The organism is Ruegeria sp. BB10 (genome assembly GCF_056535725.1).
The window spans coordinates 639,056-665,708 of the sequence record NZ_JBQFIW010000001.1; the positions used below are offsets into that span (position 1 = coordinate 639,056).

The 26,653-nt window shown below is 57.6% G+C and carries 25 protein-coding genes; 14 read left to right on the forward strand and 11 right to left on the reverse strand.

Going from position 1 to position 26,653, the window contains the following annotated elements; all coding sequences use genetic code 11:
* Positions 1-47 precede the first annotated feature (47 nt).
* Positions 48-1,025 carry an alpha/beta fold hydrolase gene (locus tag ACR3EP_RS03275; protein ID WP_480636315.1) on the reverse strand — a complete coding sequence of 326 codons (978 nt, stop codon included), beginning with the start codon at positions 1,023-1,025 and terminating at the stop codon, positions 48-50.
* Positions 1,025-1,315 carry an SCP2 sterol-binding domain-containing protein gene (locus tag ACR3EP_RS03280; RefSeq protein WP_480636317.1) on the reverse strand — a complete coding sequence of 97 codons (291 nt, stop codon included), beginning with the start codon at positions 1,313-1,315 and terminating at the stop codon, positions 1,025-1,027. The genes ACR3EP_RS03275 and ACR3EP_RS03280 overlap by 1 nt, the downstream gene beginning before the upstream one ends.
* A gap of 30 nt (positions 1,316-1,345) precedes the next feature.
* Between ACR3EP_RS03280 and ACR3EP_RS03285 the strand changes: the two genes are divergently transcribed.
* The 6 genes from ACR3EP_RS03285 (at position 1,346) to ACR3EP_RS03310 (ending at position 7,245) form a co-directional block, all read left to right on the forward strand.
* Entirely contained in the window at positions 1,346-1,954 is a 609-nt protein-coding gene (locus ACR3EP_RS03285; protein WP_170548351.1) for a tetratricopeptide repeat protein, read from the forward strand.
* A 22-nt stretch (positions 1,955-1,976) separates the two neighbouring features.
* Complete coding sequence (locus ACR3EP_RS03290) at positions 1,977-4,784, forward strand: helicase-related protein (protein ID WP_480636319.1); 2,808 nt, start codon at positions 1,977-1,979, stop codon at positions 4,782-4,784.
* 6 nt (positions 4,785-4,790) lie between these two features.
* On the forward strand, positions 4,791-5,156 hold the full coding sequence (locus tag ACR3EP_RS03295) for an RNA-binding S4 domain-containing protein (protein ID WP_170374875.1): 366 nt from the start codon (positions 4,791-4,793) through the stop codon (positions 5,154-5,156).
* Between the two features lie 66 nt (positions 5,157-5,222).
* Positions 5,223-5,561, forward strand: a complete 339-nt coding sequence (fdxA, locus tag ACR3EP_RS03300) for a ferredoxin FdxA (protein ID WP_170348381.1) — start codon at positions 5,223-5,225, stop codon at positions 5,559-5,561.
* A gap of 282 nt (positions 5,562-5,843) precedes the next feature.
* Positions 5,844-6,359: a CarD family transcriptional regulator gene (locus tag ACR3EP_RS03305; protein ID WP_170348382.1), complete on the forward strand. Its 516-nt coding sequence runs from the start codon at positions 5,844-5,846 to the stop codon at positions 6,357-6,359.
* A 115-nt stretch (positions 6,360-6,474) separates the two neighbouring features.
* Entirely contained in the window at positions 6,475-7,245 is a 771-nt protein-coding gene (locus ACR3EP_RS03310) for a potassium channel family protein (RefSeq protein WP_226688576.1), read from the forward strand.
* On the opposite strand, the gene cobS is transcribed toward ACR3EP_RS03310, so the two are convergent.
* On the reverse strand, positions 7,242-8,006 hold the full coding sequence (cobS, locus tag ACR3EP_RS03315; protein ID WP_170548359.1) for an adenosylcobinamide-GDP ribazoletransferase: 765 nt from the start codon (positions 8,004-8,006) through the stop codon (positions 7,242-7,244). The genes ACR3EP_RS03310 and cobS overlap by 4 nt on opposite strands.
* 79 nt (positions 8,007-8,085) lie before the next feature.
* Between cobS and cobT the strand changes: the two genes are divergently transcribed.
* On the forward strand, positions 8,086-9,099 hold the full coding sequence (gene cobT, locus ACR3EP_RS03320) for a nicotinate-nucleotide--dimethylbenzimidazole phosphoribosyltransferase (protein WP_480636322.1): 1,014 nt from the start codon (positions 8,086-8,088) through the stop codon (positions 9,097-9,099).
* Between the two features lie 28 nt (positions 9,100-9,127).
* Here cobT and ACR3EP_RS03325 read toward each other — a convergent pair whose 3' ends face one another.
* Both ACR3EP_RS03325 and ACR3EP_RS03330 read right to left on the reverse strand, forming a co-directional pair.
* A complete protein-coding gene (locus tag ACR3EP_RS03325) occupies positions 9,128-11,008 on the reverse strand; it encodes a monovalent cation:proton antiporter-2 (CPA2) family protein (RefSeq protein WP_170348386.1) in 1,881 nt (626 codons plus the stop codon).
* A 19-nt stretch (positions 11,009-11,027) separates the two neighbouring features.
* Positions 11,028-11,483: an Lrp/AsnC family transcriptional regulator gene (locus ACR3EP_RS03330; protein ID WP_058281113.1), complete on the reverse strand. Its 456-nt coding sequence runs from the start codon at positions 11,481-11,483 to the stop codon at positions 11,028-11,030.
* Positions 11,484-11,628: 145 nt separating this feature from the next.
* Here ACR3EP_RS03330 and hppD point away from each other — a divergent pair, with 145 nt between their 5' ends.
* Complete coding sequence (gene hppD / locus ACR3EP_RS03335) at positions 11,629-12,726, forward strand: 4-hydroxyphenylpyruvate dioxygenase (protein ID WP_480636324.1); 1,098 nt, start codon at positions 11,629-11,631, stop codon at positions 12,724-12,726.
* A gap of 40 nt (positions 12,727-12,766) precedes the next feature.
* Here hppD and ACR3EP_RS03340 read toward each other — a convergent pair whose 3' ends face one another.
* Entirely contained in the window at positions 12,767-14,617 is a 1,851-nt protein-coding gene (locus ACR3EP_RS03340) for a hypothetical protein (RefSeq protein ID WP_480636326.1), read from the reverse strand.
* Between the two features lie 209 nt (positions 14,618-14,826).
* Here ACR3EP_RS03340 and ACR3EP_RS03345 point away from each other — a divergent pair, with 209 nt between their 5' ends.
* Positions 14,827-15,522, forward strand: coding sequence for an SIMPL domain-containing protein (locus ACR3EP_RS03345; RefSeq protein ID WP_480636327.1), 696 nt, complete (start codon positions 14,827-14,829; stop codon positions 15,520-15,522).
* Here ACR3EP_RS03345 and ACR3EP_RS03350 read toward each other — a convergent pair.
* The 3 genes from ACR3EP_RS03350 to ACR3EP_RS03360 form a co-directional block, all read right to left on the reverse strand.
* Positions 15,478-16,236, reverse strand: coding sequence for a GNAT family N-acetyltransferase (locus tag ACR3EP_RS03350; protein ID WP_480636328.1), 759 nt, complete (start codon positions 16,234-16,236; stop codon positions 15,478-15,480). The two genes, ACR3EP_RS03345 and ACR3EP_RS03350, sit on opposite strands and share 45 nt — an antisense overlap.
* Before the next feature lie 3 nt (positions 16,237-16,239).
* Positions 16,240-17,532, reverse strand: coding sequence for an O-acetylhomoserine aminocarboxypropyltransferase/cysteine synthase family protein (locus ACR3EP_RS03355; protein WP_170348391.1), 1,293 nt, complete (start codon positions 17,530-17,532; stop codon positions 16,240-16,242).
* A gap of 72 nt (positions 17,533-17,604) precedes the next feature.
* On the reverse strand, positions 17,605-18,600 hold the full coding sequence (locus ACR3EP_RS03360) for a hypothetical protein (RefSeq protein WP_480636329.1): 996 nt from the start codon (positions 18,598-18,600) through the stop codon (positions 17,605-17,607).
* A 313-nt stretch (positions 18,601-18,913) separates the two neighbouring features.
* Here ACR3EP_RS03360 and ACR3EP_RS03365 point away from each other — a divergent pair, with 313 nt between their 5' ends.
* From ACR3EP_RS03365 to preA, 3 genes are read left to right on the forward strand one after another with little or no spacing between them, the layout of a single operon-like run.
* The gene (locus ACR3EP_RS03365; RefSeq protein WP_480636330.1) at positions 18,914-20,248 is read left to right on the forward strand and encodes an NAD(P)-dependent oxidoreductase; all 1,335 of its coding nucleotides are present in this window, start codon (positions 18,914-18,916) and stop codon (positions 20,246-20,248) included.
* A 46-nt stretch (positions 20,249-20,294) separates the two neighbouring features.
* Positions 20,295-21,131 (forward strand): methyltransferase domain-containing protein, encoded by an 837-nt coding sequence (locus ACR3EP_RS03370; protein ID WP_480636332.1) that lies wholly within the window; start codon positions 20,295-20,297, stop codon positions 21,129-21,131.
* 18 nt (positions 21,132-21,149) lie between these two features.
* Positions 21,150-22,454 (forward strand): NAD-dependent dihydropyrimidine dehydrogenase subunit PreA, encoded by a 1,305-nt coding sequence (gene preA, locus ACR3EP_RS03375; RefSeq protein ID WP_480636334.1) that lies wholly within the window; start codon positions 21,150-21,152, stop codon positions 22,452-22,454.
* Positions 22,455-22,666: 212 nt separating this feature from the next.
* Here the strand turns inward: preA and ACR3EP_RS03380 are convergent, their stop codons facing one another.
* On the reverse strand, positions 22,667-22,963 hold the full coding sequence (locus ACR3EP_RS03380; protein WP_480636335.1) for a putative quinol monooxygenase: 297 nt from the start codon (positions 22,961-22,963) through the stop codon (positions 22,667-22,669).
* Between the two features lie 108 nt (positions 22,964-23,071).
* Positions 23,072-23,680, reverse strand: coding sequence for a TetR family transcriptional regulator C-terminal domain-containing protein (locus ACR3EP_RS03385; protein ID WP_480636337.1), 609 nt, complete (start codon positions 23,678-23,680; stop codon positions 23,072-23,074).
* A 170-nt stretch (positions 23,681-23,850) separates the two neighbouring features.
* Here ACR3EP_RS03385 and ACR3EP_RS03390 point away from each other — a divergent pair, with 170 nt between their 5' ends.
* Together ACR3EP_RS03390 and hydA are read left to right on the forward strand one after the other, a co-directional pair.
* Positions 23,851-25,101: a Zn-dependent hydrolase gene (locus ACR3EP_RS03390; protein ID WP_170374898.1), complete on the forward strand. Its 1,251-nt coding sequence runs from the start codon at positions 23,851-23,853 to the stop codon at positions 25,099-25,101.
* 91 nt (positions 25,102-25,192) lie between these two features.
* Positions 25,193-26,647, forward strand: coding sequence for a dihydropyrimidinase (hydA, locus tag ACR3EP_RS03395; protein ID WP_170505015.1), 1,455 nt, complete (start codon positions 25,193-25,195; stop codon positions 26,645-26,647).
* Positions 26,648-26,653 lie beyond the last annotated feature (6 nt).

Consider the following 26,653-nt stretch of genomic DNA (forward strand, 5'->3'; position numbering starts at 1 on the left):
AGGCGCGGGCGGCCCGGATCACAAGCCGCCTTTGCTTGAGGTTTTGTTTAGCTGGAAAGAGCAGCCGAGGTCGGTGTGTCCGAGTGGGCGGCCAAAAAATGTGCCGTCAGTTGATCAAAGACGGGCCCGCGCACGTCAGGCGCCTCCATCAGTACCTCATGTTCTCCATCGGGAATTTCAACCAGTGTGCCGCTGGGCCAGTTGGCCATCCGCGCCCGGATCGCTTTGCGGTCAACGATTTGCTCGTGACTGCCAAGGAAGGTCAGGGCGGGCGTCGCGGGAGCGGTTTGTTCCATCAGCCAGGCGCATTCGTCCAGCGCCTCGCGCAGCCAAATGGTCGAAGGCGCGCCAAGGGCCAGTTCCGGGTGCGCCTCAAGCTGGTCTTTCATCATTTGATACATCGCCGCATCGCGCGTCAGCATGTTGCCTTCGAAGGGTTGTGAGGCGACGTAACTTTCCAGCGACGTGGTCGGAGGCGTTTTCTCACCCAGCCCAATTCGTGGCCCCCAATAGGCCGTCAACCGGCTGAGCGGTTTCATGATCGGAGTGAAAAAGATCCCCCACATCGGGCCGGTAAAGGCGCAGGCTGCAAAAACGTCTCGCTCCAGCACCGCGCGCAGACCAATTGCGCCGCCCATCGAATGTCCGATCACGTACCACGGTTTGGGCAGATTAAGTTGGGCGGCAAGTTCCAAAGTTGCGTGTACGTCTTGTTGATAATCGGTGAACTGGTCGACATGGCCGACCCGGGGATCGTCCAGCAAACGGTCTGCCAACCCCTGACCGCGCCAGTCAACGGCCAGAAAGGCAAACCCACGGTCGATAAATTCAACCGCCGTGTTGCCGTATTTTTCGATGTATTCCGTCCGGCCGGGGAACATTATCACCGTGCCGTTTGTTGCACCTTCGGGGTACCAGTGACCCACACGGATACGCGTATCGTCCGCAGTCGTCACCCAATGGGCCGCACCACCGGCAGGTCCGCCGGCCACGTCTTCAAAGAAAGGGGCCGGCGAGAACTTCATCAGGCCAGCACCGAGGCGAGTTTCATGGCAATACCCATGTCTCCATCCACGCTCAGCTTGCCCGACATGAACGCACCGGTGGGGTTCAGGTCGCCGCTGAGGATTTGTTCGAACGTATCCGCATCTGCGCTCAGGGTGACATCTGCGTCGTCATCGCTGACACGTGCGCCGTCCGCGTCCAGTACGATAGCACCCAGATCGGCGATGGTAAATTTGGCCGATGCGTCGAAATCGCCGCCGGACAGCTTTTCGTTCAGCGCGGCTGCGGCTTTTTCAAGAATGTCGCTCATGGTGTTCCTCATATTGTTTCTGCGCCGTGAATGGACATCCCCGGTCGCAACGCTACACTGAACATTGTTATGGGCATTGCAATCAACAATCTCAAACGTACCGTCACGGCACTTTTTGTCACGGTCATGTTTTCCACCAGTTCGGTGGCACAACAGGCGGATTCGCGGGACGAGGACGCCTTGCTACAGCAATTGGCGCTTTCCACGCCGGAACAGGCGATTGCTATCGACCGTCAACTCAAAGCTCTTTGGTCGCAATCGGGCTCGGCCTCGGCGGATTTGTTGCTGGAACGCGGGCGCGAGGCGCTGGATGACGGGGATGTGTTGACCGCGGTTGAACACCTTACGGCCCTGACCGACCATGCGCCCGGCTTTGCCGAAGGGTGGCACCTGCGTGCTTCGGCGTTTTTTGGGATGGATCGCTTTGGCATGGCCGCGGCTGATCTGGAACATGCGCTGACGCTGAACCCGAATAACTACGAGGCTATTTTCGGGCTTGGCCTGATTTTTGAGATCATCGAACAGCCCGACAAGGCACTGGATGCGTATGAACGTGCGCTGGCTATACATCCTCATCATGAAGAAGTAACCAATGCGGTGAATCGACTGAAGCCTCAGGTCGAGGGCTCGGCCCTCTAAAGAACCGGGGCAGGGGGCAAAGGTGAGCGGGTCATCCCGAATCGTGGCCGTACTTGGCCCGACCAACACAGGTAAAACCCATTACGCGATCGAGCGGATGCTGGGCTATCGGACCGGAGTGATCGGTCTGCCGCTGCGTCTTTTGGCGCGAGAGGTTTATGACAAGATCGTCGCCATTCGCGGCCCTTCTGTCGTGGCTCTGGTCACGGGCGAGGAACGGATCGTGCCGCCCCGTGCCCAATATTGGGTCTGCACGGTCGAGGCGATGCCCGAAGGTATGGGCACAGATTTCGTGGCGGTGGATGAAATCCAGCTGTGCGCCGATCCAGAACGCGGTCACGTCTTCACCGACCGCCTGCTGCGCGCGCGCGGCACGAACGAGACGCTGTTTCTGGGTTCGGACACCATGCGCGGTTCCATCGCGGCTTTGATCCCTGAGGCACAGTTTGTCCGGCGGGAGCGGATGTCGCAGCTGGTCTATGCAGGATCCAATAAAATCAGCCGCATGCCATCGCGCAGCGCAATTGTCGGGTTCTCGGTTGATAATGTCTATGCGATTGCCGAGCTTTTGCGCCGCCAAAAGGGTGGTGCGGCCGTGGTCATGGGCGCCCTCAGCCCGCGCACACGGAACGCGCAGGTCGATTTGTATCAGAATGGCGAGGTCGACTATCTGGTCGCCACCGATGCCATCGGGATGGGGTTGAATCTGGATGTGAACCATGTGGCGTTCTCGTCCCTGAGCAAATTTGACGGACGCAGAATGCGCCCTCTAGCCCCGAACGAACTGGCGCAGATCGCAGGTCGGGCCGGGCGCGGCATGTCGGACGGCACTTTTGGCGTGACCGGTGAGGCCCCACCGCTGGAAGACGGCGTGGCGCAGGCGATCATGGACAGCCGCTTTACGCCGATGAAAAAGCTGAACTGGCGGAATGCTGCTTTGCGATTTGGCTCGATTGACGCACTGATCGACTCGCTTGAGGTCAGCCCGAATGACGAACACCTGGTCAAGGCGCGGCCTGCAGACGATCTGAATGTGCTGAAATCACTCTCGCAAGTGACCGAGGTTGCCGCCCGCGCCAGTGATGGTCAATCGATCCGTTTGTTGTGGGATGTGTGCCGCATCCCCGATTTTCGCGGCATCAGCCACGCGGAACACGCCAGCCTGCTCGAAGTGATCTATGGCCACTTGCATGAACGCGGCTCGATCCCAGATGATTTCATGGCGCGGCAAATCCGCCGGATCGACAGAACCGACGGAGATATCGATGCTTTGTCTAAAAGGTTGGCATATATTCGCACCTGGACATATGTTGCGCAGCGAAACGGTTGGGTGCATGACGAATCACATTGGCGTGACGAAACACGCACTGTAGAAGACAGGCTGTCAGACGCATTGCATGATCGTTTGACTCAGAGATTTGTGGACCGGCGCACGTCAGTGTTGCTGCGCCGGCTCAAACAGAAGGAGGCCCTTTTGGCCGAAGTAAATGACAAGGGTGAAGTGACCGTCGAAGGTGAATTCGTCGGTCGTCTGGAAGGGTTCCGGTTTATCCCGGACAAAAGCGCGCAAGGAACCGAGGCGAAAGCTTTGAAAACGGCCTCCCTGCAAGCACTCGCGCCGCAATTCCATCTGCGCGCCGATCGCTTCTACAATGCGCCCGATACCGAAATTGATTTTACCGATCAGGGCGGCCTGATGTGGGGCGAATATGCCGTTGGCAAACTGGTTGCCGGGGCTGAACCGCTCAAGCCGATGGTCGAGGTGTTTGTGGATGAGGCCGCAGGCCCAGAGGTTGAGCAGAAAGTGCAGCGCCGTCTGCAGCATTTCATCGACCGTAAAGTGGCCGCGTTGTTCGAGCCGTTGCTGAACCTGTCGCGGGACGAGGAACTGTCCGGAGTGGCCAAGGGCTTCGCCTTCCGCATGGTAGAGGCACTGGGCGTGCTGCCGCGTGCAGGCGTCGCGCAAGAGGTCAAGGATCTGGATCAGGACGCCCGCGGCGCGCTACGCAAGCACGGCATCCGGTTCGGTCAGTTCACCATCTTCATGCCGCTGCTGCTGAAACCTGCGCCGACGCGTCTGCGTCTGGTTTTGTGGGCTCTGGCCAATGGGCTGCAGGAATTCCCCGAAGCACCGCCTCCGGGTCTTGTCACCGTACCGGTCGCGAAGGATGCACCCGAAGGGTACGACACCATGTGCGGCTACCGCGATGCGGGCGAGCGCTCGATCCGAATCGACATGCTGGAACGTCTGGCCGACATGTTGCGCGCCGAAGACAGCCGTGGCGGGTTTGAAGCCAAGCCCGACATGCTGTCGATCACCGGTATGACGCTGGAACAGTTCGCTGACCTTATGCATGGGCTGGGCTATAAAGCCGAGCGTGGCGAGCGTGAAAAGGTGAAAGCGGCACCTGCCGAAACTTCTGAGACCAATGCGGTCGAGCAACCCGCTGTTGAAGAAACCCCGGCACCAGAAGCGGCAACCGAAGAGGTCGTCACCCCCGCCGAGGCGCCAGCCGAGGCCACCGACAACACCGAGGCGGCAGCCGAGGCTCCGGCAACGGATGAACCCGAAGTCGAGGTGTTCTATACGTTCACTTGGGGCCGTCAGCGTCAGGCCAACCGTGGCCCGCGTCGTGAACAGAGGCAGGGGCCGGGCAAAGGCAAGCCGCGCGGTAAACCGCAGGATGGTCGCGGCAAACCGCAGGGCAAGAAGGGTGGCAAGCCGCAAGGGGCCAAGACCTTCTCCTCCCGACCGCCCAAGAAAGAAAAGGCGATCGACCCCGATAACCCGTTTGCAGCTGCGCTCATGGGTTTGAAAGACGGTAACTAAACGCCGATGGCTGAGGCCAAGCTGCGCATCGACAAATGGCTTTGGCAGGCGCGGTTCTTCAAGACCCGCAGCCTGGCCACCAAACAGGTCAGCGGCGGCCATGTTCGGTTGAACGGAAACCGGGTTCTGAAACCAGCGCAAGCTGTAGAACCCGGTGATGTTCTGACCTTCCCGCAAGGGCGAGTTGTACGCGTCGTTCGCGTGGAAAAGCTGGGCGAACGACGCGGCCCTGCACCCGAGGCGCAAACACTGTACTTCGATATGACCGAAAAGAAGGACGCGCCGCCCGGAAACCCCGGATTCGAAGGAAAAGGTCGTCCAACCAAGAAAGATCGGCGCGCGCTTGATCTTTCTCGTACCACTAGGGGCTGATCCGCCCTTGAAGACAGTATAATACTGGATTAGCTAAACGCCCAAACCGCAAACGGGATTCCCACTATGACCTATGTTGTCACCGAAAACTGCATTGGCTGCAAATACACCGACTGCGTCGAAGTATGCCCGGTGGATTGTTTCTACGAAGGTGAGAACACTTTGGTCATTCATCCCGATGAATGCATCGACTGCGGCGTGTGTGAGCCCGAGTGCCCCGCTGACGCCATTCGCCCTGACACTGAGCCGGGGATGGACCAGTGGGTGGAATTCAACCGGAAATACTCGGAACAATGGCCGGTGATCGTGACCAAGAAAGACCCGCTGCCCGAGGCCGAAGAGCGCGACGGCGAAGAGGGTAAGATGGAGAAGTATTTCTCGGAAGCGCCCGGCGAAGGCGGCTAAGCGATTCGCTCTCTGAACTTGCCGGTTCAGGTGTAGAAACAAGTTGCAACGCTTTGAAACTTATAGGGTTTCACGGCCATTTTTGGGCGTGCCCTTTCAGATGTCGTAATTTTGTGATATAATCGAAAGCTGAATGATGAATGAGATGGGGATGTACTCCGTAAGTATGTGTGCTTTGGAGTTCTGATTTTTTGACAAACAAGCCACCTGACGGGGCCGAAATGGCACCGGCTAGGCTGTTTTGTTGTCCGCATCTTACTCTATAACCAAGGATGAACCTGTATGTCTAAGTCGAAAAAGCTTGAGTTCCGCCCGAATGACTATGTTGTCTACCCTGCGCATGGCGTGGGTCAGATTATCTCGATCGAAGAGCAGGAAGTCGCGGGATATTCGCTTGAGCTGTTCGTCATCTCCTTTGAAAAAGACAAAATGACCCTGCGGGTGCCGACCAACAAAGTCACCGAGTCCGGCTTGCGGTCACTCAGTTCGCCCGATGTCATCAGCCAGGCGATGAAGACGCTCAAGGGCAAGGCCAAGGTGAAACGCGCCATGTGGTCGCGCCGGGCGCAGGAATATGAACAAAAAATCAACTCGGGCGATCTGATTTCGATTGCGGAAGTGGTGCGCGACTTGCACCGCACAGACGATCAGCGCGAGCAGAGCTATTCCGAGCGTCAACTGTACGAAGCCGCGCTAGAGCGTCTGACCCGCGAAGTGGCCGCTGTGTCCGGCGCCGGTGAGGTTTCGGCCGCCAAGCAAGTTGATGAGGTGCTGACCTCGCGCGCTGCTGCCGCCTGATATCTGGCAATTCTGAAATTGGGGCCGCTCCTGAAAAGGGGGCGGCCTTTTTTTGTGTCTTGTCTTGGTGAAATCCGCTTTTGCCGCTAATTTTCCTGTAGTCAGAGGCGGATACATGACCAGGATAAAGCAAACCGTTAAGTTTCTGTACATCGCGCATGACCCGATTTCGGTTTGGTTTCGCTATGGCTTGATCCTGTTTGACGCCGCGTCGATCGTGTTCTTCGTGTCCACGGCGAATGTGCCGCATGGGCCGGGGATCACGCTTGCCAGTCTGTGCGTCGGGTTTCTCATCTTGTTGGATTTTTTGGCCCGGTTATGGATTTCGAAAGACCGCTGGAAACTTCTGTGCAAGGTTTACACACTGGCCGATATCGTCGTGATCGCCTCGCTGCTGCTTGAGCCGTTCTTGCCCGGAAACTTGGCCTTCGTGCGAATATTGCGCGCCCTGCGCCTGATCCATTCCTATCACTTGCTGCGGGATTTGCGGCGTGACAGTCAGTTTTTCCGAACGCATGAGGATGCCGTCATCGCGGCGATCAATCTGCTTGTATTCGTATTCGCGACCTCAACGGCGGTTCTGGTGTTCTTCATTCCTGATAGCAGCCCGCATGCATACATTGATGCGCTCTATTTCACCATGGCCACGCTGACGACGACGGGGTTTGGCGACATCACCTTGGCGACACCGGCTGGCAAGTTGTTCTCAGTTTTCATAATGGTTGTGGGTGTGGCGCTGTTTGTACGTCTGGCGCAGGCTGTTTTCATGCCGCAGAAAGTGCGCCACAAGTGCCCCAGCTGTGGCCTTTATCGGCATGATCCTGACGCGGTGCATTGCAAGCACTGCGGTGAAACGCTGCGTATCGAAACCGGTGGTACGGCCTAAAGCGCGGCAACGACCGCGGTCATGAATGTCAGTTCTGCCAATTGCTGCGAAGCCCCTAGGATATCACCGGTCTGACCACCGATTTTGGCCTTTGCGACCCCGGCGAGCACCGCAACAACCAGCGCAGCGACGAGAGTTGGCGGAATGGCCGCTGCGCCCATCAAAAGTACCGCGCCTAGCAAAGCCAATCCAAAACCTGCCGCAACCGTCACACCTTGCGGCCCTCCGACCGAGTGGCTCAGACCACTATTGCGCGCATTTGGCAGGGCATTCATCAGAACCGGCATAATCGCGCGGGACAAGATGCAGGCCGCAAGGATCGCGGCATAGTCGCTTGCCGTTAACAGGGTTGCAATCAAAGCGACGCGTATCAACTGCGTGAAGATCAGAGCCAGAACACCATAGGCGCCAATATGGCTGTCCTTCATGATTTCTAATCGGCGCTCCGGGGTGAACCCTCCCCAAAGTCCGTCTACGGTATCGGCCAAACCATCTTCGTGCATCGCACCGGTGGTTATGATCAGAACCGCAACCAGGAAAACAGCGCTGACCATAGCGGGTAAATTCAGAGCCATCGTGGCCCAACCAACCGCGCAAGCCAGCAGCCCTATTGTCAAACCGACCACGGGAAACGCCCAGGCGGCGCTGGCCTGCCGTGCAAAGGTGTTTTCCGGCAGCCGCGGCAGCGGTAGGCGGGTCAGCAAGACCAGCGCCAGTGGTATATCCCACACGGAAAACAGCTTGGTGTCGTTTTTATGCACTCCCGCGCCTTTCGGGGTCTTGTTGGATCGGACGCTTCGGTTAAACACACAGGACCACTCTGATGCAACGAGGCTTTGGATGCTGCCCGAACTTAATGACCTGAAAACACTCCGCGATGCCCTGAGTCAGGCGCCGGGTTCGAATGATGCCGCATTGCAGGGCGCGGCTGACCGGAACGGACAGCTCACCAAACCGCCCGGCGCGCTTGGGCGGCTTGAGGAATTGGCGATCTGGTATGCCGGTTGGCGTGGCGATGCCCGCCCGCAAATCTTGGCACCGCAGGTTATCGTGTTTGCAGGAAATCACGGGGTGACGGCGCAGGGTGTGTCGGCTTTTCCACCAGATGTGACCGTGCAGATGGTCATGAACTTTGAACATGGCGGTGCGGCAATCAACCAATTGGCCAAGGCCGCAGGGGCCACCATGGATGTGCATGCATTGGAATTGGACCGGCCAACGGCGGATTTCACCGCAGGCCCGGCGATGTCCGAGGATGACCTGTTGTACGCCTTGCGCACCGGTTGGACAGCTGTTGACCCCAAGTCCGACCTGCTAGTCGTCGGAGAGATGGGGATCGGCAACACAACCCCGGCTGCTGCAATCGCGTGCGCTCTGTTCGGGGGAGAAGCCTCGGACTGGACAGGGCGTGGCACCGGTGTGGATGACGCCGGGTTGGCGAACAAAACCCGCGTGGTGGCCGAGGGCGTGGCCTTGCACGGTGCATCGGGTGACGGGCTGGAGATCCTACGACGTCTGGGCGGGCGTGAGATTGCGGCCATGGCTGGAGCGATCGCAGCAGCCCGTGTTCTGTGTATTCCGGTCATTTTGGATGGCTTCATCTGCTCGGCTGCGGCGGCCTGCCTGGCCGATGTGTCTGCCGGGGCTTTGGATCACGCCGTAGCGGGCCATCAAAGTGCCGAGGGCGCACACGGTGCGGTATTGGAGAAGCTGGGCAAACAGCCACTGTTGAACCTTGGGCTGCGCCTGGGCGAAGGGTCGGGCGGTGCGCTGGCGATCAATATCCTCAAAAGCGCGGTTGCCTGTCATTCAGGTATGGCAACCTTTGCTGAAGCCGGCGTGTCCGGCGGCTGAACCGGATGGTTTGATCCGCCAAAAAGGATCAGGCCGATTTCTGAGCGTGTTTCTCAGCCAGTTCCAGCAGTTCGGTTTCAAGGTCTTTCTCGAATTGCTGGGCGCGCTCGATGTATTTCTTGTTTTCCGCCGTCGGCATGCCGGGAATCCAAAGCTCGGCCAGATCCCGGATCGAGGCTCGGTCGTGGTGATAAAAGGTCTGCTCGGCTTGTGCGGCCTCATATTCGCTGAGGCCGATATTCTCGAGCACATAGCGACCGGCGCGCAGTGAGCTGTCAAACATCTCGCGCACGATATCATTCGCGCCCGCCTGGTACAGTTCATACACATGGGTGCGGTCATGCGCGCGCGCGATGATGTGCAGATCCGGGCGTTGGCGACGTGCAAAGCTGACCAGACGGGTCACAGTCTTGCGGTCGTCCATTGCAGCAACCAGTACGGCGGCTTTATCAAGCCCCGCTGCACGCAACAACTCGGGCCGTGTCGGATCGCCCAAGAAGCCTTTGACGCCAAAGCGGCGCATAAGTTGAATGGTCTCGATATCATGATCCAGAACGATGGTCTTGAACCCACTGGCCCGCACCAACCGGTTCACGATCTGACCAAAACGTCCAATGCCCGCGATGATCACCGGGCCTTTTTCGTCGATCTCGTCAGGTTCGACCTGCGGGGTATTCTCCCTGATCCGACGGGACAGAAGGTCGTAGATGATGAACAACAGCGGAGTGATCAGCATGGTCAGTGCGATAATCATCAGCAGTTTCTGCGACAAATCAGGTGGGATTACGTTCTGCTGCGTGGAAAAGGCCAGCAGGACAAATCCGAACTCACCCGCCTGCGCCAGACCCAGCGTGAACAGCCAGTGATCGCGCCCGCGCAGCTTGAAGGCGCGCCCGACCAAGTACAAGATGGCCCCCTTTGTCAGAATGACCAGCAGCGCCAGTCCGATCAGCTCAAGCGGATCGTTGAAGAAATAGGCGACGTCAATTCCGGCACCAACGGTGATGAAGAACAGGCCTAGGAACAAACCCTTAAAGGGCTCAAGGTCGCTTTCCATTTCGTGCCGAAATTCCGAGCTGGCCAGAACTACGCCTGCCAGGAAAGCTCCCAGGGCGGGGGACAGACCAACAAGGGTCATCAGGAAGGATATCCCAACGACGATCATCAGGGCCAGCGCAGTATACATCTCGCGCAGGCGGGTGGCGTGGATGAAACGGAACAGTGGGCGCGTCAGGTAGACGCCGGCCAGGATCACAAACGCGATGGCACCAAGGGTGACCAGCGTGACGGCCCAACCGGGCAGGCCCTCGACCAGAGATAAGCTGTGATGCGCCGTGTCGTGCAGGTCCTTCGCGCCGCGGTCGATCGATCCGTCGCTTTCGATATGTGGCATGGCTGGCAACGCCAACAGCGGCAGCAAGGCCAGAATGGGGATCACTGCGATATCCTGCGTCAGCAGCACGGAAAACGTGGCGCGGCCTCCGTTCGTCTGCATCAACCCTTTTTCGGACAGGGTCTGTAGCACAATCGCCGTCGAGGATAGCGACAGGGTCAGACCAACGGCCAACGCCACGGACCATGGGTGGTTCGCATAAATAGCAACAGCAGCAATGGCGGCAGTTGACAGACCGACCTGCAGGCCGCCCAGCCCCAAAAGCCTGTCGCGCATGTCCCAAAGAGCGCGCGGCTCAAGTTCCAGTCCGATCAGGAACAGCATCATAACTACGCCGAACTCGGCCACATGTTGCAGGCTTTCTGTTTCCGCACCAACCAGCCCGAATATGGGTCCGATGACGATCCCGGCGGCCAGATATCCCAACACCGACCCCAATCCCAGACGTGCCGATAACGGCACTGCGATCACGGCAGCTGCCAGATAGATCGAAGCCTGATAGAGGAAATCGTCCATGTCGGTCCTTTCGGTCGGGTCAGGTGGGCAACGGGGCGTCGCGTTTGAGCTGGTCCATCACGATTTGGCTTTGAACCCGCGCCACGGCAGGATGCGGCAGGATCACCTGGTGAAGCAAGCGGTTGAGCGCGGCTAGATCGTCGCAATAGACATGTAGCAGGTAATCTGCCTCACCTGTCATCGTCCAGGCGCTGGTGATCTCAGGCCGCGTGTCCACCATGCGTGCAAAGCTTTGCGATTGTTCGGGGCCGTGGGTGCCCAGATGTACTTGAACGAATCCCTGAACATGCAGCCCAAGTTTCAGCGGGTCCAGTCGCGCCGCGTACCCGGTGATGTATCCTTCGGCCTCCAACCGTTGCCGCCGCCGCCCGGCCTGACTGGGCGACAGGTTCAGCATCTCACCCAGTTGATGTGCAGTTAGATGGGCATCCACCTGCAAAGCGGATAACAGGCGCATATCGGTGGAATCCAACATATGCGGAAAATCTCCAAAATTTCGCGCAAACATGCGGAATTTGCGCACTCTTGCCTAGTTTACACGAAAACTATGCGCAGAAACAGCGCCAGTTAAGGCATATTTTGGAATCAGCAAAGAAATTCCTGTTTTAAGGAGACGCGCCATGGGTCCTTTCCCCCACAACGCCCCGAAATCTGTGATCAGCAAAGAAAATCCGGTCGGTACGGACGGGTTTGAATTTGTAGAGTTCGCCCACCCCGAACCGCAGGAGTTGCGCGACCTGTTTGCCAGAATGGGTTATGAAAAAGTCGGCCACCACAAGGATAAGCCCACGGTCGAGCTGTGGCAGCAGGGTGACGTGACCTATATCCTCAACGCTGACTCTGAAAGTTTTGCGGCCCGCTTTGCTGCAGAACATGGCCCCTGTGCTTCGGCGATGGGCTGGCGCGTTGTGGACGCGCAAAAAGCTTATGAACACGCTGTGGCCAAAGGTGCAGAACCCTATGATGCGGCGGACAAGGTCATGAATGTTCCGGCGATCAAGGGGATCGGTGGCTCGTTGATCTACTTCATCGATCAGTACCACGACACTTCGCCCTATAATCAAGAGTTCACCTGGACCACACAGTCCAAGCCGCGTGGCGACGGTTTCTATTACCTCGATCATCTGACGCACAACGTCTATCGCGGGAATATGGATAAGTGGTTCGAATTCTACGAAACTCTGTTCAACTTCCGCGAAATCCGTTTTTTTGACATTCAGGGCAAATTTACCGGCCTTTTCAGCCGCGCTCTGACGTCGCCTTGTGGACGCATTCGCATTCCGATTAACGAAGATCGGGGCGAAACCGGGCAGATCGTGTCCTATCTCAACAAGTATAAAGGTGAGGGGATCCAGCATATCGCAGTGGGCAGCGAAGATATCTATGCCTCGACCGACGCGATTGCCGAGAAGGGTTTGAAATTCATGCCTGGCCCGAACAAATCCTATTACGAGATGTCCAAGGAACGGGTTGCCTACCATGACGAGCCGTTGGACCGTATGATGAAGCACGGCATTCTGATTGACGGCGAAGGTGTTCTGGATGGCGGCGAGACCAGAATCTTGCTGCAAATCTTCTCAAAAACTGTGATCGGCCCGATCTTTTTCGAGTTCATTCAGCGAAAGGGCGACGATGGGTTTGGCGAGGGAAACTTTCAGGCCCTATTCGAATCTATCGAACGCGAACAGATCGAAAGCGGCGAAATTTCAGCGGCTTGAGTTCGTGTGTTAAAGCATAATGCGGGCGTTCGCGTCCGCGTTAGCTGCGCGGCATCTTCAGCGTCAGGTTCCTGCCTTTTTTCTGATAGCGCAATTCGCTGTCACCAATTGCGATGACCTTGCCGCCGTCCACCCTGTCACCGACCTTCAGCTTCTTATAACGACCGCTAGGCAGCCGCACCAGCGCGCGGCGGTTGGCGGGTGTTCCATAAACCCCGATCAGGTTCAGTTTGCGCAAGTTTAGCGCGTTGTCGATTGTCGCCTGACGCGCGACCGAAGCGGCAGACGGAATCTTTGGAGCAACGGCTTTGGGTTGGAATGACCCGGCCTCGACCTGACCGATGGCCGCCGTTGACCCCAGATTGGCGGTTTGCGTCCCGGTAGGTGGTGCAAGACCTGCCGGGCGGGATTTTGGTCGCGGCACGCGCACCACCGCCAGCGCTGTGGGGGTATAGTCAATCTGCGGCTGTTGTTGCAGTGAGGCAGGGCGCAGTTTGGGGCGCCGTCCCGCCAGTTCTTCACGTGTTCGTCCGCCCAGCTGCTGACGTTCGAACTGTTCGATCAGATCGCTGGGGCGGGGCTTTGGGCGCAGCCCGGCCAACCTGTCAGGAGTTTCCTCAAGTGTGGGTTCCTCTTCGAACCGGACAGGTGGCTCGGGTGGTGTCTTCGAAGGACGCCCGAGATAGACGACAATACCGTCCGGGTTCAGCGTCCCCTCAGCGCTGGGTGTGACCAGGCCGCGATCATCAAGCTCGAACTGGGCGCCGGCAGTGCTGGGCAGTGCAACCTGGTCAAAGGGTTCATCTGTGGCAAAGCTCTGCGCTATGGGCAGAGCAACGGCGTCAGTCGATAGGTTGGAGTTGTCGACCGAAGCCAGATACAGCTCATCCTGCGGGGGTAAAACCGGGGGCAACAGGGGATCGGGCGCGATGATCTCAAGGCCGGGCTGGGCTGAGGTTGCTTGGATCACGGGGTCGCGGGCAACCTCTTCCACGATTGTCGGGGCGACGTTTAACGCCTCGAGAATGGCTGTGTCCGTGGGCGAAAGATCGGGTTGAATATTCTCGTTTTGGGCAGGTGCGTCCTGTTCAGAAAGGGTGGCGTCCGTATCAAGCTCAGCCGTTTCGGCAGGTGGCACTCCGGGCGTGGCCGGGTTCTCGGTTTCGACACTGGCCTGAGGGGTGGGTGCGGGCAGGGCGTCTTCTACCTGTGCCGTTTCCGGTTCGGCTGTTTGTGACTCGTCGTTTGATCCGATCAGCGCCCATGCGCCCAACACTGCCGCTATCCCCAGTGCGGCCGCGACTGGCACAACGTACTTTTTTGTAAATACCTCAGTGGGTATTTTGGTGGGGGCGGAGGCCGCCGGCGCAGATCGGAACACATCCGGGGCTGCATCTGCGGCGATGGGATGTACATTTGGTTCTGCTGCGTCCGATTGAACCTCATCTTTGGCTTCGGTCGCAAAGGGGACAGTTTCTGAGGCCCCAAACAATGGCTCAGAAGGGAAAGAACTGGCGTCGGTATCTGTAGTGAAATGAACCGGTATGAAACCGTGTTCGGTTGCAAAGTCGCGTGCCTCATCAAGTGTTTGTTGCGTCACGGCGGCGACATAGGTGGTGGGGCCGACGGTTGTGGTGTCAAAAACCAAGTCTTCGACCGTATATGGCGTAGCCTCGGCCAGCTTTTCCTTTGCGTCTTCTCCCAAGGGTTGATTGTCAGTTTCGACCGACAAAAAACGCACCTGCTCGGTCGGGATTATGACCTTGCACCGTAGGTTGTTTTCCAAAGCAAATGCTTTTTCCCGCAGGGCGTGAAGTTGCGCATTCAGGTCCGGCGCGTCCAATGCAACCTTACCAATGCAAAACCAATCGTCATCGGATTGGTGGTGCACAGATATTCCGGTTGCAGAAAAAGACAGCGCAAAGGCGGGTTTCATATTCCCGAGGAACCATAATTGTCAGCATCGATGCAAACGACTTTTCGTCCGCAGGCTGACATTAAAGCAGGATCTCGCCGAGGGAAAGAAAAAGCCAGCGCTTCCCCTTGTCTGATAAACCCTGGCGGCCCCATCTTGGTGCAGAAGATATTGGAGGGAAGACCTTGAAGAAAATCGCTTTTCTGGCCGCAATGCTGGCCGTGACAGCCGCAGGTATGGCCCATGCGGAAGAACGTCGCATCTTGGTAGATGCAACCGGCACCGTTCAGGCTGCACCGGATATGGCAACCATCACATTGGGTGTCACCAACGAAGACCCGCAGGCGTCAAATGCGATGCAGGCGACATCTGATGCGGTGGCGCAGATTCTGAAACGGCTTGAGGAGATGGGCGTCGAATCCCGTGATGTACAAACTCGCGATCTGTCGTTGTCGCCGGTTTGGTCCGGGCGCAACAATCAAAGTGGTGAACGGCCCGAGATTTCCGGCTTTGTGGCATCGAACAATGTGCAGGTCCGCGTCCGTGACCTGACACAGTTGGGCACGATCATGGATGGGGTCATTCAGGACGGTGCGAATGATTTCGGTGGGCTCAGCTTTGGTGTGCAGGACCCCGCACCGCTGCAGGCGCAGGCACGAGCCAAAGCTGTTGCCGAAGCAACTGCAAAGGCGGAACAACTGGCACAGGCGGCCAATGTAACTCTGGGTCAGGTTCAGCAGATCAGCGAGCGGGTCGGAGGAATCAACCCCGCACCGCAGATGCGTGCGATGGCTATGGCCGAAGGCGGCGGTGTGCCGGTCGTGGGGGGGGAGATTTCAGTCTCGGTCAACGTGTCGATGGAATTCGGGATGGCCGAGTGATCCTTTGCTTTGACTGCGGGCCTGTAGCGGTTGTCGCTGTTGGCCCGCCTGGTCAAAATTGTCAGGTGACAGCCAATCCTCAAACGCGGTCTTAATCCGCGGCCATTCACTGTCGAGGATCGAATACCAGGCCGTATCCCGGTTCCGACCTTTGTAGTGGGTGGCCTGCCGAAAGATGCCTTCGAATGTAAAACCCAATCGTTCAGCCGAACGGCAGGAAGCAGCATTCAGGGCATCGCATTTCCACTCATAGCGGCGATAGCCCAACTCGTCGAAGACGCGGCGCATCATCAGATACATGGTCTCGGTCGATTTCGGGCTGCGCTGCAGCAGGGGTGAAAAGTGAATGTGGCCGACCTCGATCACACCTGCCGCGGGTTCGATCCGCAAAAATGAAGCCATGCCAATCGGCGTTTCGTCTTCGTCTAAGACCGTGTGGAACATCGGATCGGCATCCATGCATGTGGCGCGGGTCCAATCCTCGAAATCCTGCTCCCTGTCGAAGGGACCGTAGGGCAGATAGGTCCAGTTGTGCCCATCCGCGTCGTTGGCAAACGCCTGGTAAAGTCCGGGCGCATGCCGGTTCACGTCCAGCGGCACGACGGAACAATACTGACCTTCCATCGGTGTATAGGGCGGCGTGGGACGCGGGAATTCGCCCGAAACCGGCAGACCGATGGGTTGACCCAGTTCGTTGGTATCGTGGCCGCTCATGACTCAGGCCGTTGCCTTGGCCAGCGCCTGATCCAGATCGGCGATCAGGTCGTCTGCGTCTTCGATGCCGATGGAGACGCGGACTACGCCGGGGCCTGCACCTGCTGCCTCTTGCTGTTCAGGCGTCAACTGACGGTGGGTGGTCGAGGCTGAGTGAATGATCAGCGACCGCGCATCGCCAAGGTTGGCGACATGGCTGAAAATCTCAAGCGCGTTCACCAGTTTGACACAGGCGTCATAACCACCCTTGACCGCAAAGGTGAACAATGCGCCGGCACCCTTTCTATAGTGTGCTTTCACCCGGTCATGATAGGGCGAGGAGGGCAGACCCGCATAGGTCACATAGTCCACGCGGTCGTCTGCTTCGAGCCAGGCAGCGATCTTTTGGGCGTTTTCCACGTGGCGTTCCATCCGAAGGGATAGGGTTTCAACCCCCATCAGCGTGTAATGCGCGGCTTGCGGGTTCATGGTCATGCCCAGATCGCGCAGGCCAATGGCGATACCGTGAAAGGTAAAAGCCAGCGGGCCAAAGGTCTCGTGGAACTTCAGTCCGTGATAGGCTTGTTCCGGTTCGCTGAGCGAAGGGAACTTGTCATTCGCCGACCAGTCGAACTTGCCCGAATCCACGATACAGCCGCCGGTGACCGTGCCATTGCCGGTCAGGTACTTGGTCGTCGAATGCACAACCAGCGTCGCGCCCTGTTCGATGGGGCGGCATAGGTACGGTGTGGCCGAGGTGTTGTCGACGATCAGGGGGATACCTGCTGCGTCAGCGATATCCGCCATAGCCTGAATGTCGGTCACATACCCACCCGGATTGGCAATTGATTCACAGAATATCGCCCGGGTGTTTTCGTCGATGGCATTCTTTACGGCATCCAGATCATCGGTGTCGACAAACTTGGCCGACCAGCCAAAGCGTTTGATCGTCTGGCTGAATTGCGTGACCGTACCGCCATAAAGGCGCGTCGAGGACACCACGTTGCAGCCCGGTCCCATAAGCGGAAACAGCGCCATGATCTGTGCTGCATGACCAGAAGAACAGCAGACCGCGCCCACTCCGCCTTCCAGTGTGGCGATACGTTCTTGCAATACGGCCACAGTAGGGTTGGTCAGGCGGGAATAGATGAAGCCAACCTCTTGCAAGTTGAACAGCGCCGCCGCGTGATCGGCATCGCGAAACACATAAGCTGTCGTTTGATAAATCGGAGTCTGACGCGCGCCCGTTGCCGGATCGGGCCGTGCGCCCGCGTGAATCTGAAGTGTGTCAAAACCGTAGGTAGGGCCGTCAGACATCGCTAAAATCTCCTGTTGGAATGTTTGTTGCTGAATCTCTAGGCGATTGAGCGCGCGCGCACAACAATCCTGTCAGCGCATCCACAGGCCCTTGTTCTTGATTGTATTGCGAATGACCTGTTCGCGCTGGGGCAGGTTATCACGGTCGAACAGGTCCCGGATCTTGTGGCCCTTACGCTGCAAAACCAGCTTTTTGATCGGGTCATATCCCTTGAGAACCTTCTTGACCCGGTTGGGGGCCACGACGGTTTCAAGCACCTCAATCACATGGTCGCTTTCGCGGGCATAGAGCAGGGGGAACAGACGATAGTGGCAGCTGACCGATCCATCCAGCAGGCCCGGGGGCAGGGTATCCCGCCCGCCACCGAAGGAATGGACAACCAACGGCAGCGCGGCCTGATCCAGCCATGGGTCAAGGTTCTGCCCGGCCAGTTCGGGGATATTCCCATCCCGGATCGTGCGGGCAAAGTCCAGATAACGCGCGCCGAACTTGCGCGGGCAGGAATAATAGAAATAGCCCGCGTTGAAGTACAAATACCGCCGCCAGTAATTCTCGGGCTGGCTGGTATCCAATGAGCTTTCGAAGTCCAGTTCGAACCGGTGATAGAGGGCGCTCCAGATACCATCGAAATCAGGGCCATACAGGGTGGGTTTGGGCCACGTCCCTTCGACCTTTTGTGAGGCGCCAGGTCGGTCAAAATCAAACGGTACCGAAGCCAGATCACCGGTGATCAGAGTATCGCTGTCAAAGAACACAAAAGGCTCGCCTTCTGGCAGCGCCAGCAATGCCTCGATCTTGTTGCCGTGGGGATAGCTGTTGCCGAAGACATGGTTGTCGAATGGCAGGATTTCCGCATCCAGTTGCCGCAACGCTTTCAGAACGTCCTCGCTCCGGATGCTTGGGTCTTGCGGCCAGCGCTGGCCGGGCTGTGGGACCGCCACAAACAGCCGACCCGCGAAATTCGGTGAGCTATGACGCAGAGAGGCGGCAAACAGCAGTGCCTCATACTGTAGCCGGTTGTTTTGCCCGATGATGACGATGTTGAACTTCGGGTGGGTGGCCTGCATCGAATGACTTTCAGGTATCTGGCCGTTGACCGGCGCTGCTCGGGTTGAGTTTGACCTACATTACGCAGCTGGCTCCGTCAAAACCAGATGCCGGAAAAACCGGAATTCGTGGCTGCTGTCTGCCCTGCGCAATCGGTCTTTGGGCACAACAGGAGTATCGAATGCCAATAAAACAGGCGATTTCCTCAGTAAAATGGGCGGAATTTTCCGGTTTTTTCGATTTTTTGATGATTTTCTAAATTTTACCAATTGATAAAAAATCAGATTGTGGCAAGCTGAGAACATAACGAACATATCTACAGGGAGTAGAGCGATGGCACAGGGCCAGATTGCCCCCGGCATTGTCTCCGGGCGGCTTTCCAGCGATGAGCTGACATCGAATTTCACGGACTTGCACCCGCCATTGGCCACGCATGAGGCCGCAGTTGCCGCAGATCGGTGCTATTTCTGTTATGACGCGCCATGTGTGACGGCCTGTCCGACGGATATCGATATTCCGTTGTTCATGCGTCAGATTCAGGCAGGGCAACCTGAGGCGGCGGGTGAAACCATTCTGGCGCAGAACATTCTGGGCGGCATGTGCGCCCGTGTCTGTCCGACCGAGACATTGTGCGAAGAGGCCTGCGTACGTGAAACGGCCGAAGGGGCCCCGGTCGAGATTGGCCGCCTTCAGCGGTATGCGACGGACAGCGTGATGGTTTCCGGGGATCACCCGTTTGAACGCGCCGCGTCAACTGGCAAGACTGTTGCTGTGATCGGGGCAGGGCCTGCTGGTCTGGCCTGCGCGCACCGCCTAGCGATGTTTGGGCATGACGTGGTGATCCACGAGGGCAAACCCAAGCCGGGCGGTCTGAACGAATATGGCATCGCTGCCTATAAGTCGACCAATGACTTTGCACAGGCCGAGGTGGACTGGCTGCTAAAGATCGGCGGTATCACGATCGAGACCGGCTCGGTTCTGGGTGAGGGTATCTCGCTGGACGGTCTGGTCGAAAATTACGACGCTGTCTTTTTGTCCATCGGTTTGGCCGGCGTGAACGCCCTGCGCTCACAAGGGGCTGATCTGGATGGCGTGCGCTTTGCCGTCGATTTCATCTCGGATGTGCGCCAGGCTTCTGATCTGGCGCATTTGCCGGTTGGTCGCAACGTCGTGGTGATCGGTGGCGGAATGACGGCCGTTGACGCCGCAGTGAAATCAAAACTGCTGGGGGCTGAGCATGTCACCATCGCTTATCGGCGTGGCCGCGATGCGATGGGGGCCAGCCGATATGAACAGGACCTCGCCTCATCCCACGGCGTCAAGATCATGACCAATGTGCAACCCGTTGCCGTTCATGGAAACGGAGCAGCGGCAGAGATCGAGCTGGAGTACACATCCAGCCATGACGGCCAGCTGTCGGGGACCGGAGAAATCATCCGCGTGCCCGCCGATCAGGTCCTCAAGGCGATTGGCCAGACGCTGGATGGCGCACCGGATGGATTGACGCTGGACGGCAACAAGATCGCCGTGACGGGCGCTGGGCGTACCTCGATGGATGGCGTCTGGGCCGGGGGCGATTGCGCAGCTGGTGGCGAAGACCTGACCGTAACCGCCGTGGCCGAAGGCCGCGATGCGGCGATGGACATCCACGCAACGCTTGTTTCGTGATAGGATGGGGCATTCACCCCATCCCATTCGCTGCTGAGGTATTCTCATGTCCCAGATCGAAAAAGCTATTGCGCAACACTACACAACCGGTGCCCTCACGGAGCGTATGCGTGAGGCACTAAAGGCAAGTGGCATTGACCCAAACGCGGCCACGGTTGCAGACCTCAAGGCTGGTGATGAGTTCCACACAGGCGGGGTTCTGGCAACGGACAACCTGTTTGCCCAGCTTTCGCCGACCCATGCGACACGCGTCCTGGATGTCGGGAGCGGCATCGGCGGGACGTCGCGCTACATCGTGGATCGCTATGACTCGACAGTGACCGGGGTCGACCTGACGCCTGAATTTGTCGAAACGGCCACTGCATTGAGTGAACTTGTCGGGCATTCCGACAAAACAAGTTTTCTGGTGGGTAGCGCACTGGATATGCCCGTGCCCGATGCGGGTTTTGATCTTGCCGTTATGATGCACGTTGGGATGAACATCGAAGACAAGGCGGGTCTTTTTGCAGAAGTGTCGCGCGCTCTGGCCTGGGATGGTTCCTTTGCCCTGTTTGATGTGATGGGAGGGGACGTGGACGAACCGCTGGCCTTTCCTCTGCCCTGGTCAACTGTTGCCGAGACCTCATTTGTAGATATGCCGGAGGTTTACAAGAACGCGGCGGCCTCGGCGGGTCTTGAGCTGGTAGCCGAGACAGACCGGACCGAGTTCGCGCTTGCTTTTTTCGAAGAAGTTTTCGCGCGCATCGCCGAGAGCGGCCCGCCCCCATTGGGCATCCACCTTATGATGGGCGAGACGGCGCCCGAAAAGTTTCAAAACTACGTCATGAACCTCAAGGCCGGGCGCATTCGCCCGACCGAAATGATATTCAAGAAATCCGGCTGAGCCGGGAAGGGAGAAGCTATGGCCGATCTGACAACAAACTTTCTGGGTATTTCCAGCCCCAACCCATACTGGTTGGCCTCGGCGCCACCGACGGATAAGGAATATAACGTCCGCCGTGCTTTTGAGGCCGGATGGGGCGGAGTTGTGTGGAAAACGCTCGGGGCCGAGGGACCTCCGGTCGTAAACGTCAACGGGCCGCGCTACGGCGCGATTTATGGCGCTGATCGTCGGCTGCTGGGCCTGAACAACATCGAACTGATCACCGATCGCCCGCTTGAGGTGAACCTTGAAGAAATGGCGCGGGTCAAGGCAGATTACCCGGACCGTGCGCTGATCGCTTCGATCATGGTGCCGTGCGAAGAAGAGGCATGGAAAGCCATCTTGCCGCGTGTGGCAGAAACCGGCGCAGACGGGATCGAGTTGAACTTCGGTTGCCCGCATGGGATGAGCGAGCGCGGTATGGGCTCGGCCGTGGGGCAGGTGCCAGAATATATCGAAATGGTGACCCGCTGGTGTAAGCAGTATTACGACCGCCCGGTTATCGTAAAGTTGACGCCGAACATCACCGATATCCGCAAGCCAGCTGAGGCGGCTAGAAATGGCGGCGCGGACGCGGTGTCGTTGATCAACACGATCAACTCAATCACCAGCGTCAATCTGGACACATTCAGCCCCGAGCCGTCGATTGATGGCAAGGGCAGCCACGGCGGGTATTGTGGCCCGGCGGTAAAGCCGATTGCCCTGTCGATGGTGTCCGAAATTGCCCGTGCCCAAGCCACGCAGGGCCTGCCGATATCCGGTATCGGTGGCGTGACCACGTGGCGCGATGCGGCTGAATTCATGGCGTTGGGATGTGGGACCGTGCAGGTGTGTACCGCCGCAATGACCTATGGGTTCAAGATTATCGACGAACTGACTGCCGGACTGTCCAAGTGGATGGATGAAAAGGGCTATACAGACGTATCGCAAGTCGTAGGTCTTGCTGTGCCGAATGTGACCGACTGGCAGTATCTGAACCTGAACTACGTTGCCAAGGCCAAGATCGACCAGGATCAGTGCATCAAATGCGGTCGCTGCTACGCCGCGTGTGAAGACACCAGCCATCAGGCGATCTCAATGTCTGACGATCGGGTTTTTGAGGTCATGGATGACGAATGCGTCGCCTGTAACCTGTGCGTGGATGTCTGCCCTGTGGACGGGTGTATCTCGATGGAGCCGATGGCAGCCGGTGAGGTCGATCCGCGCACTGGAAATGAGGTGCAGCCTGGCTATGCCAACTGGACGACGCATCCCAATAATCCAATGGCGAAAGCGGCCGAGTAGATTGGTTAACTGAAACAAAGAAAAGGGGCTGGTATAGGCCAGCCCTTTTCAAATGGCTCAGAAAATTTGAGCGATCCTGCAGGTCTGGTCAATGTTCGCTCTCGATAGACTATCCGGATTCAAAAACGACCGAAGCCCCTCTGAAACGCGCCCGCTCTTTAAGCCAAAGCTGTCAATTGGGAATCGCGAACTAGATTGAAAATCGCCGTAAGCTAACTGTCGACAAGCTCATAATGTCTGATTGAGCGCGACTCGACCAGTTCAGCTTCCATAGGATCAATATGAGGGCTGGAAATATCGTCCCCTACAAAAGCCTTCAGAGACACAAGGTCTTCCCAAACCATAACAAAACTAAACTCTCTGGGCGTATCGGCACGCGGCGCCCCGGGTATGACCTGAACTATCCCTTTCGTTCCCTTCATGAGCGGGATCGCCGTCTCGTGAAAGAACTTCCCGAACTCTTCTTCTTTGCCGGGGCGTGTAACGACCTGAAATATGCGAATGATCATGCAATCACCTTCCTTTCGGTGTTGCTGCCGCATGAAAGTCACCTCAATTGACCCAGTATATCATGGCAAGATGGAATGGTCTGCCAAGGGTTCTGTGAGACTGTTTTTCTAGGGTGTCAGAAGTTTGCGATAAAGCGTATCAATAAACGGTTCAGCACCTGCGAACGGATCCTCGTTGCCCAGAATGGCACGGACCTGCACATCGAAATCGGCGTAGTGCTGCGTCAGAGCCCAGATTGAAAAGATCAGGTGATAGGGATGCAGGCGCGCAATTTTGCCCTCATCCATCCATTGCATCAGGATCGTGGTTTTATCGTCCACCAGCGCCTTAAGGTCATTCGACAAAGCCTCGTGAATGCGCGGCGCGCCCTGAACAAGCTCGTTCGCGAACAGGCGGCTTTCACGCGGCAACTCTCGGCTCATCTGCAATTTGCGGCGGATGTAGGACAGGATTTCCTCCATCGGGTCTCCGTCGGCATCCAACTCGTGTAAGGGGGCCAACCATGTGTCCAACAGCCCCGAAAGCAGGGCAGTATGGATCGCCTCTTTCGACGGGAAATAATACAGTAAATTCGGCTTGCTTAGCCCAGCTTCGGCAGCAATCTGATCAACAGTTGCGCCGCGAAATCCGTGGGCGGAAAACACGTTCAGCGCGGCCTCAAGAATCGCAGCGCGGTTCTTTCTCTGTATTCGGGTCGGGGCGCGATCCTTGGGCATGTTTCCAGCGTGTCTCTTTTTTTGCCATGCGGGGCCAATTATGCCGAAAATTCCGGCGGCACCATGCAATTTCTTGACTGATCTCGAACCCGTGATAGCGTGAGTTTGACCAGATGGTCAAATCAAGACACCAAAAGCGAGCCAAATCGCAAGCAACAGGGAAGACACCAATGGCAGCTCCGGCGCAAAACCTCAGGATCAATGGCGACAGACTTTGGGATAGCCTGATGGAGATGGCAAAGATTGGCCCCGGTGTTGCAGGGGGCAACAACCGCCAGACCCTGACGGATGAGGATGCTGAAGGGCGCGCCTTGTTCCAGAAATGGTGCAAGGACGCGGGCTGTACAATGGGCCTGGATCAAATGGGCAATATGTTTGCTCGCCGAGAGGGGACTGACCCCGAGGCTCTGCCGGTTTATGTAGGTTCACATCTGGATACGCAGCCGACCGGCGGGAAATATGACGGCGTGCTGGGCGTGCTGGGCGGGTTAGAGATCATACGGACGCTGAATGATCTGGACATCAAAACCAAACATCCCATCGTGGCGACCAACTGGACCAACGAAGAGGGCACACGTTACGCGCCGGCTATGTTGTCTTCGGGCGTTTTTGCTGGAATGCACACGCAGGATTGGGCCTATGACCGCGAGGATGCCGAGGGCAAAAAGTTTGGTGATGAACTGAATCGCATCGGCTGGCGGGGCGACGAAGAGGTCGGCGCACGCAAGATGCACGCTTTCTTTGAGCTGCATATCGAACAAGGACCGATCCTTGAGGCCGAGGGTAAGGATATTGGCGTTGTCACACATGGGCAGGGCCTAAGCTGGACGCAAATCACCGTGACGGGCAAGGACTCCCATACTGGGTCGACCCCGATGCCAATGCGCAAGAATGCTGGCCTTGCGATGGCACGCATCCTTGAGAAAGTGGATGAAATCGCCTGGTCGCATGCGCCCCATGCGGTCGGTGCAGCAGGGCATATCGATGTCTATCCGAACTCTCGCAACGTGATCCCCGGCAAGGCTGTTTTCACGGTCGATTTCCGCTCACCCGAATTGGACGTGATCACCGACATGGTTAACCGCCTGCGTGTTGCCGCCGAAGATATCGTCGAAGAGATGGGCCTGCAGATCGAATTCGAGAAAGTTGGCGGCTTTGACCCTGTGACGTTCGACGAGGGGTGCGTAAAGGCGGTTCGCGATGCGGCTGAGAGGTTGGGGTATTCGCACACCGACATCATCTCGGGTGCAGGACATGATGCGTGCTGGATCAATCGAGTGGCACCAACCGCGATGGTAATGTGCCCGTGCGTTGATGGGCTGAGCCACAACGAGGCCGAAGAGATCAGTAAAGACTGGGCGGCCGCCGGGGCGGATGTTCTGTTTCATGCAGTCGTCGAAACCGCAGAGATTGTGGAGTAAGGGACGCTGCCCCTGTCGCCCGAAAAGCGACTCACCCGAGGTATTTTGGCCAGATGAAGCAAGCGGCGCAGACCGCGTCAGGGAGATTAAAATGAGCACTGTTATCAAAAACGGAACCGTCGTGACCGCCGATCTTTCCTATAAGGCGGATGTGCTGGTCGAAGGCGGTGTGATCACCGAGATCGGAATGGATCTTAAGGGCGACAAAGTGCTTGATGCGACGGGGTGTTACGTGATGCCCGGTGGGATTGACCCGCACACGCATCTTGAGATGCCGTTCATGGGAACCTATTCCAGCGATGATTTCGAAAGCGGGACGCGAGCGGCGCTGGCCGGGGGCACCACGATGGTGGTCGATTTCGCGCTGCCAAACCCCGGTGAGGGTCTGCTTGATGCCTTGAAGCGCTGGGATAACAAGTCGACCCGTGCAAACTGCGATTACTCCTTCCATATGGCGGTGACCTGGTGGGGTGAACAGGTGTTTGACGACATCAAAACGGTGATCGAGACGCGCGGCATCAATACGTTCAAGCACTTCATGGCCTACAAGGGCGCACTGATGGTGAATGACGATGAGCTGTTCGCCTCGTTCAAGCGATTGGCTGAGTTGGGTGGCATCGCGATGGTGCATGCTGAAAACGGCGATGTCGTGGCTGAGTTAAGCGCCAAGCTGCTGGCCGAAGGAAATACAGGCCCCGAAGCGCATGCGTATTCGCGACCGCCACAGGTTGAAGGCGAGGCAACCAACCGGGCCATTATGATTGCCGATATGGCGGGCGTGCCGCTTTACGTGGTGCATACATCCTGTGAAGAGGCGCATGAAGCCATTCGCCGGGCCAAGATGAATGGAAAGCGAGTGTGGGGAGAACCCCTGATCCAGCATCTGACGTTGGATGAAAGCGAATATTTCCATCAGGATTGGGACCACGCGGCGCGGCGCGTCATGAGCCCCCCGTTCCGGAACAAACAGCATCAGGACAGTCTGTGGAACGGGTTGCATTCCGGGACATTGAGCGTTGTGGCCACTGACCATTGCGCCTTTACCACCGACCAAAAGCGTTTTGGCGTCGGTGACTTTACCAAGATACCGAATGGGACCGGGGGGCTGGAGGATCGGATGCCGATGCTGTGGACCCATGGTGTGAATACGGGGCGTTTGACGATGAATGAGTTTGTGGCCGTGACTTCAACAAACATCGCCAAAATATTGAATTGCTATCCTAAAAAGGGTGCGATCCTTGTGGGGGCGGATGCCGATATCGTTGTATGGGACCCTGAGAAATCCAAAACGATCAGCGCTGATACCCAGCAATCCTCGATCGATTACAACGTGTTCGAGGGTAAAGAGGTCAAAGGTCTGCCGCGCTTTACGCTGACCCGTGGACAGGTGGCCGTGCATGACGGTGAAATCCGCACGCAGGAAGGGCATGGAGAGTTTGTAGCGCGCGAGCCCAATGGTCACGTGAACAAGGCGCTGAGTACGTGGAAAGAGCTGACTGCGCCGCGCCCGGTTGAGCGGACGGGCATTCCGGCGACGGGTGTCTGATTGCGC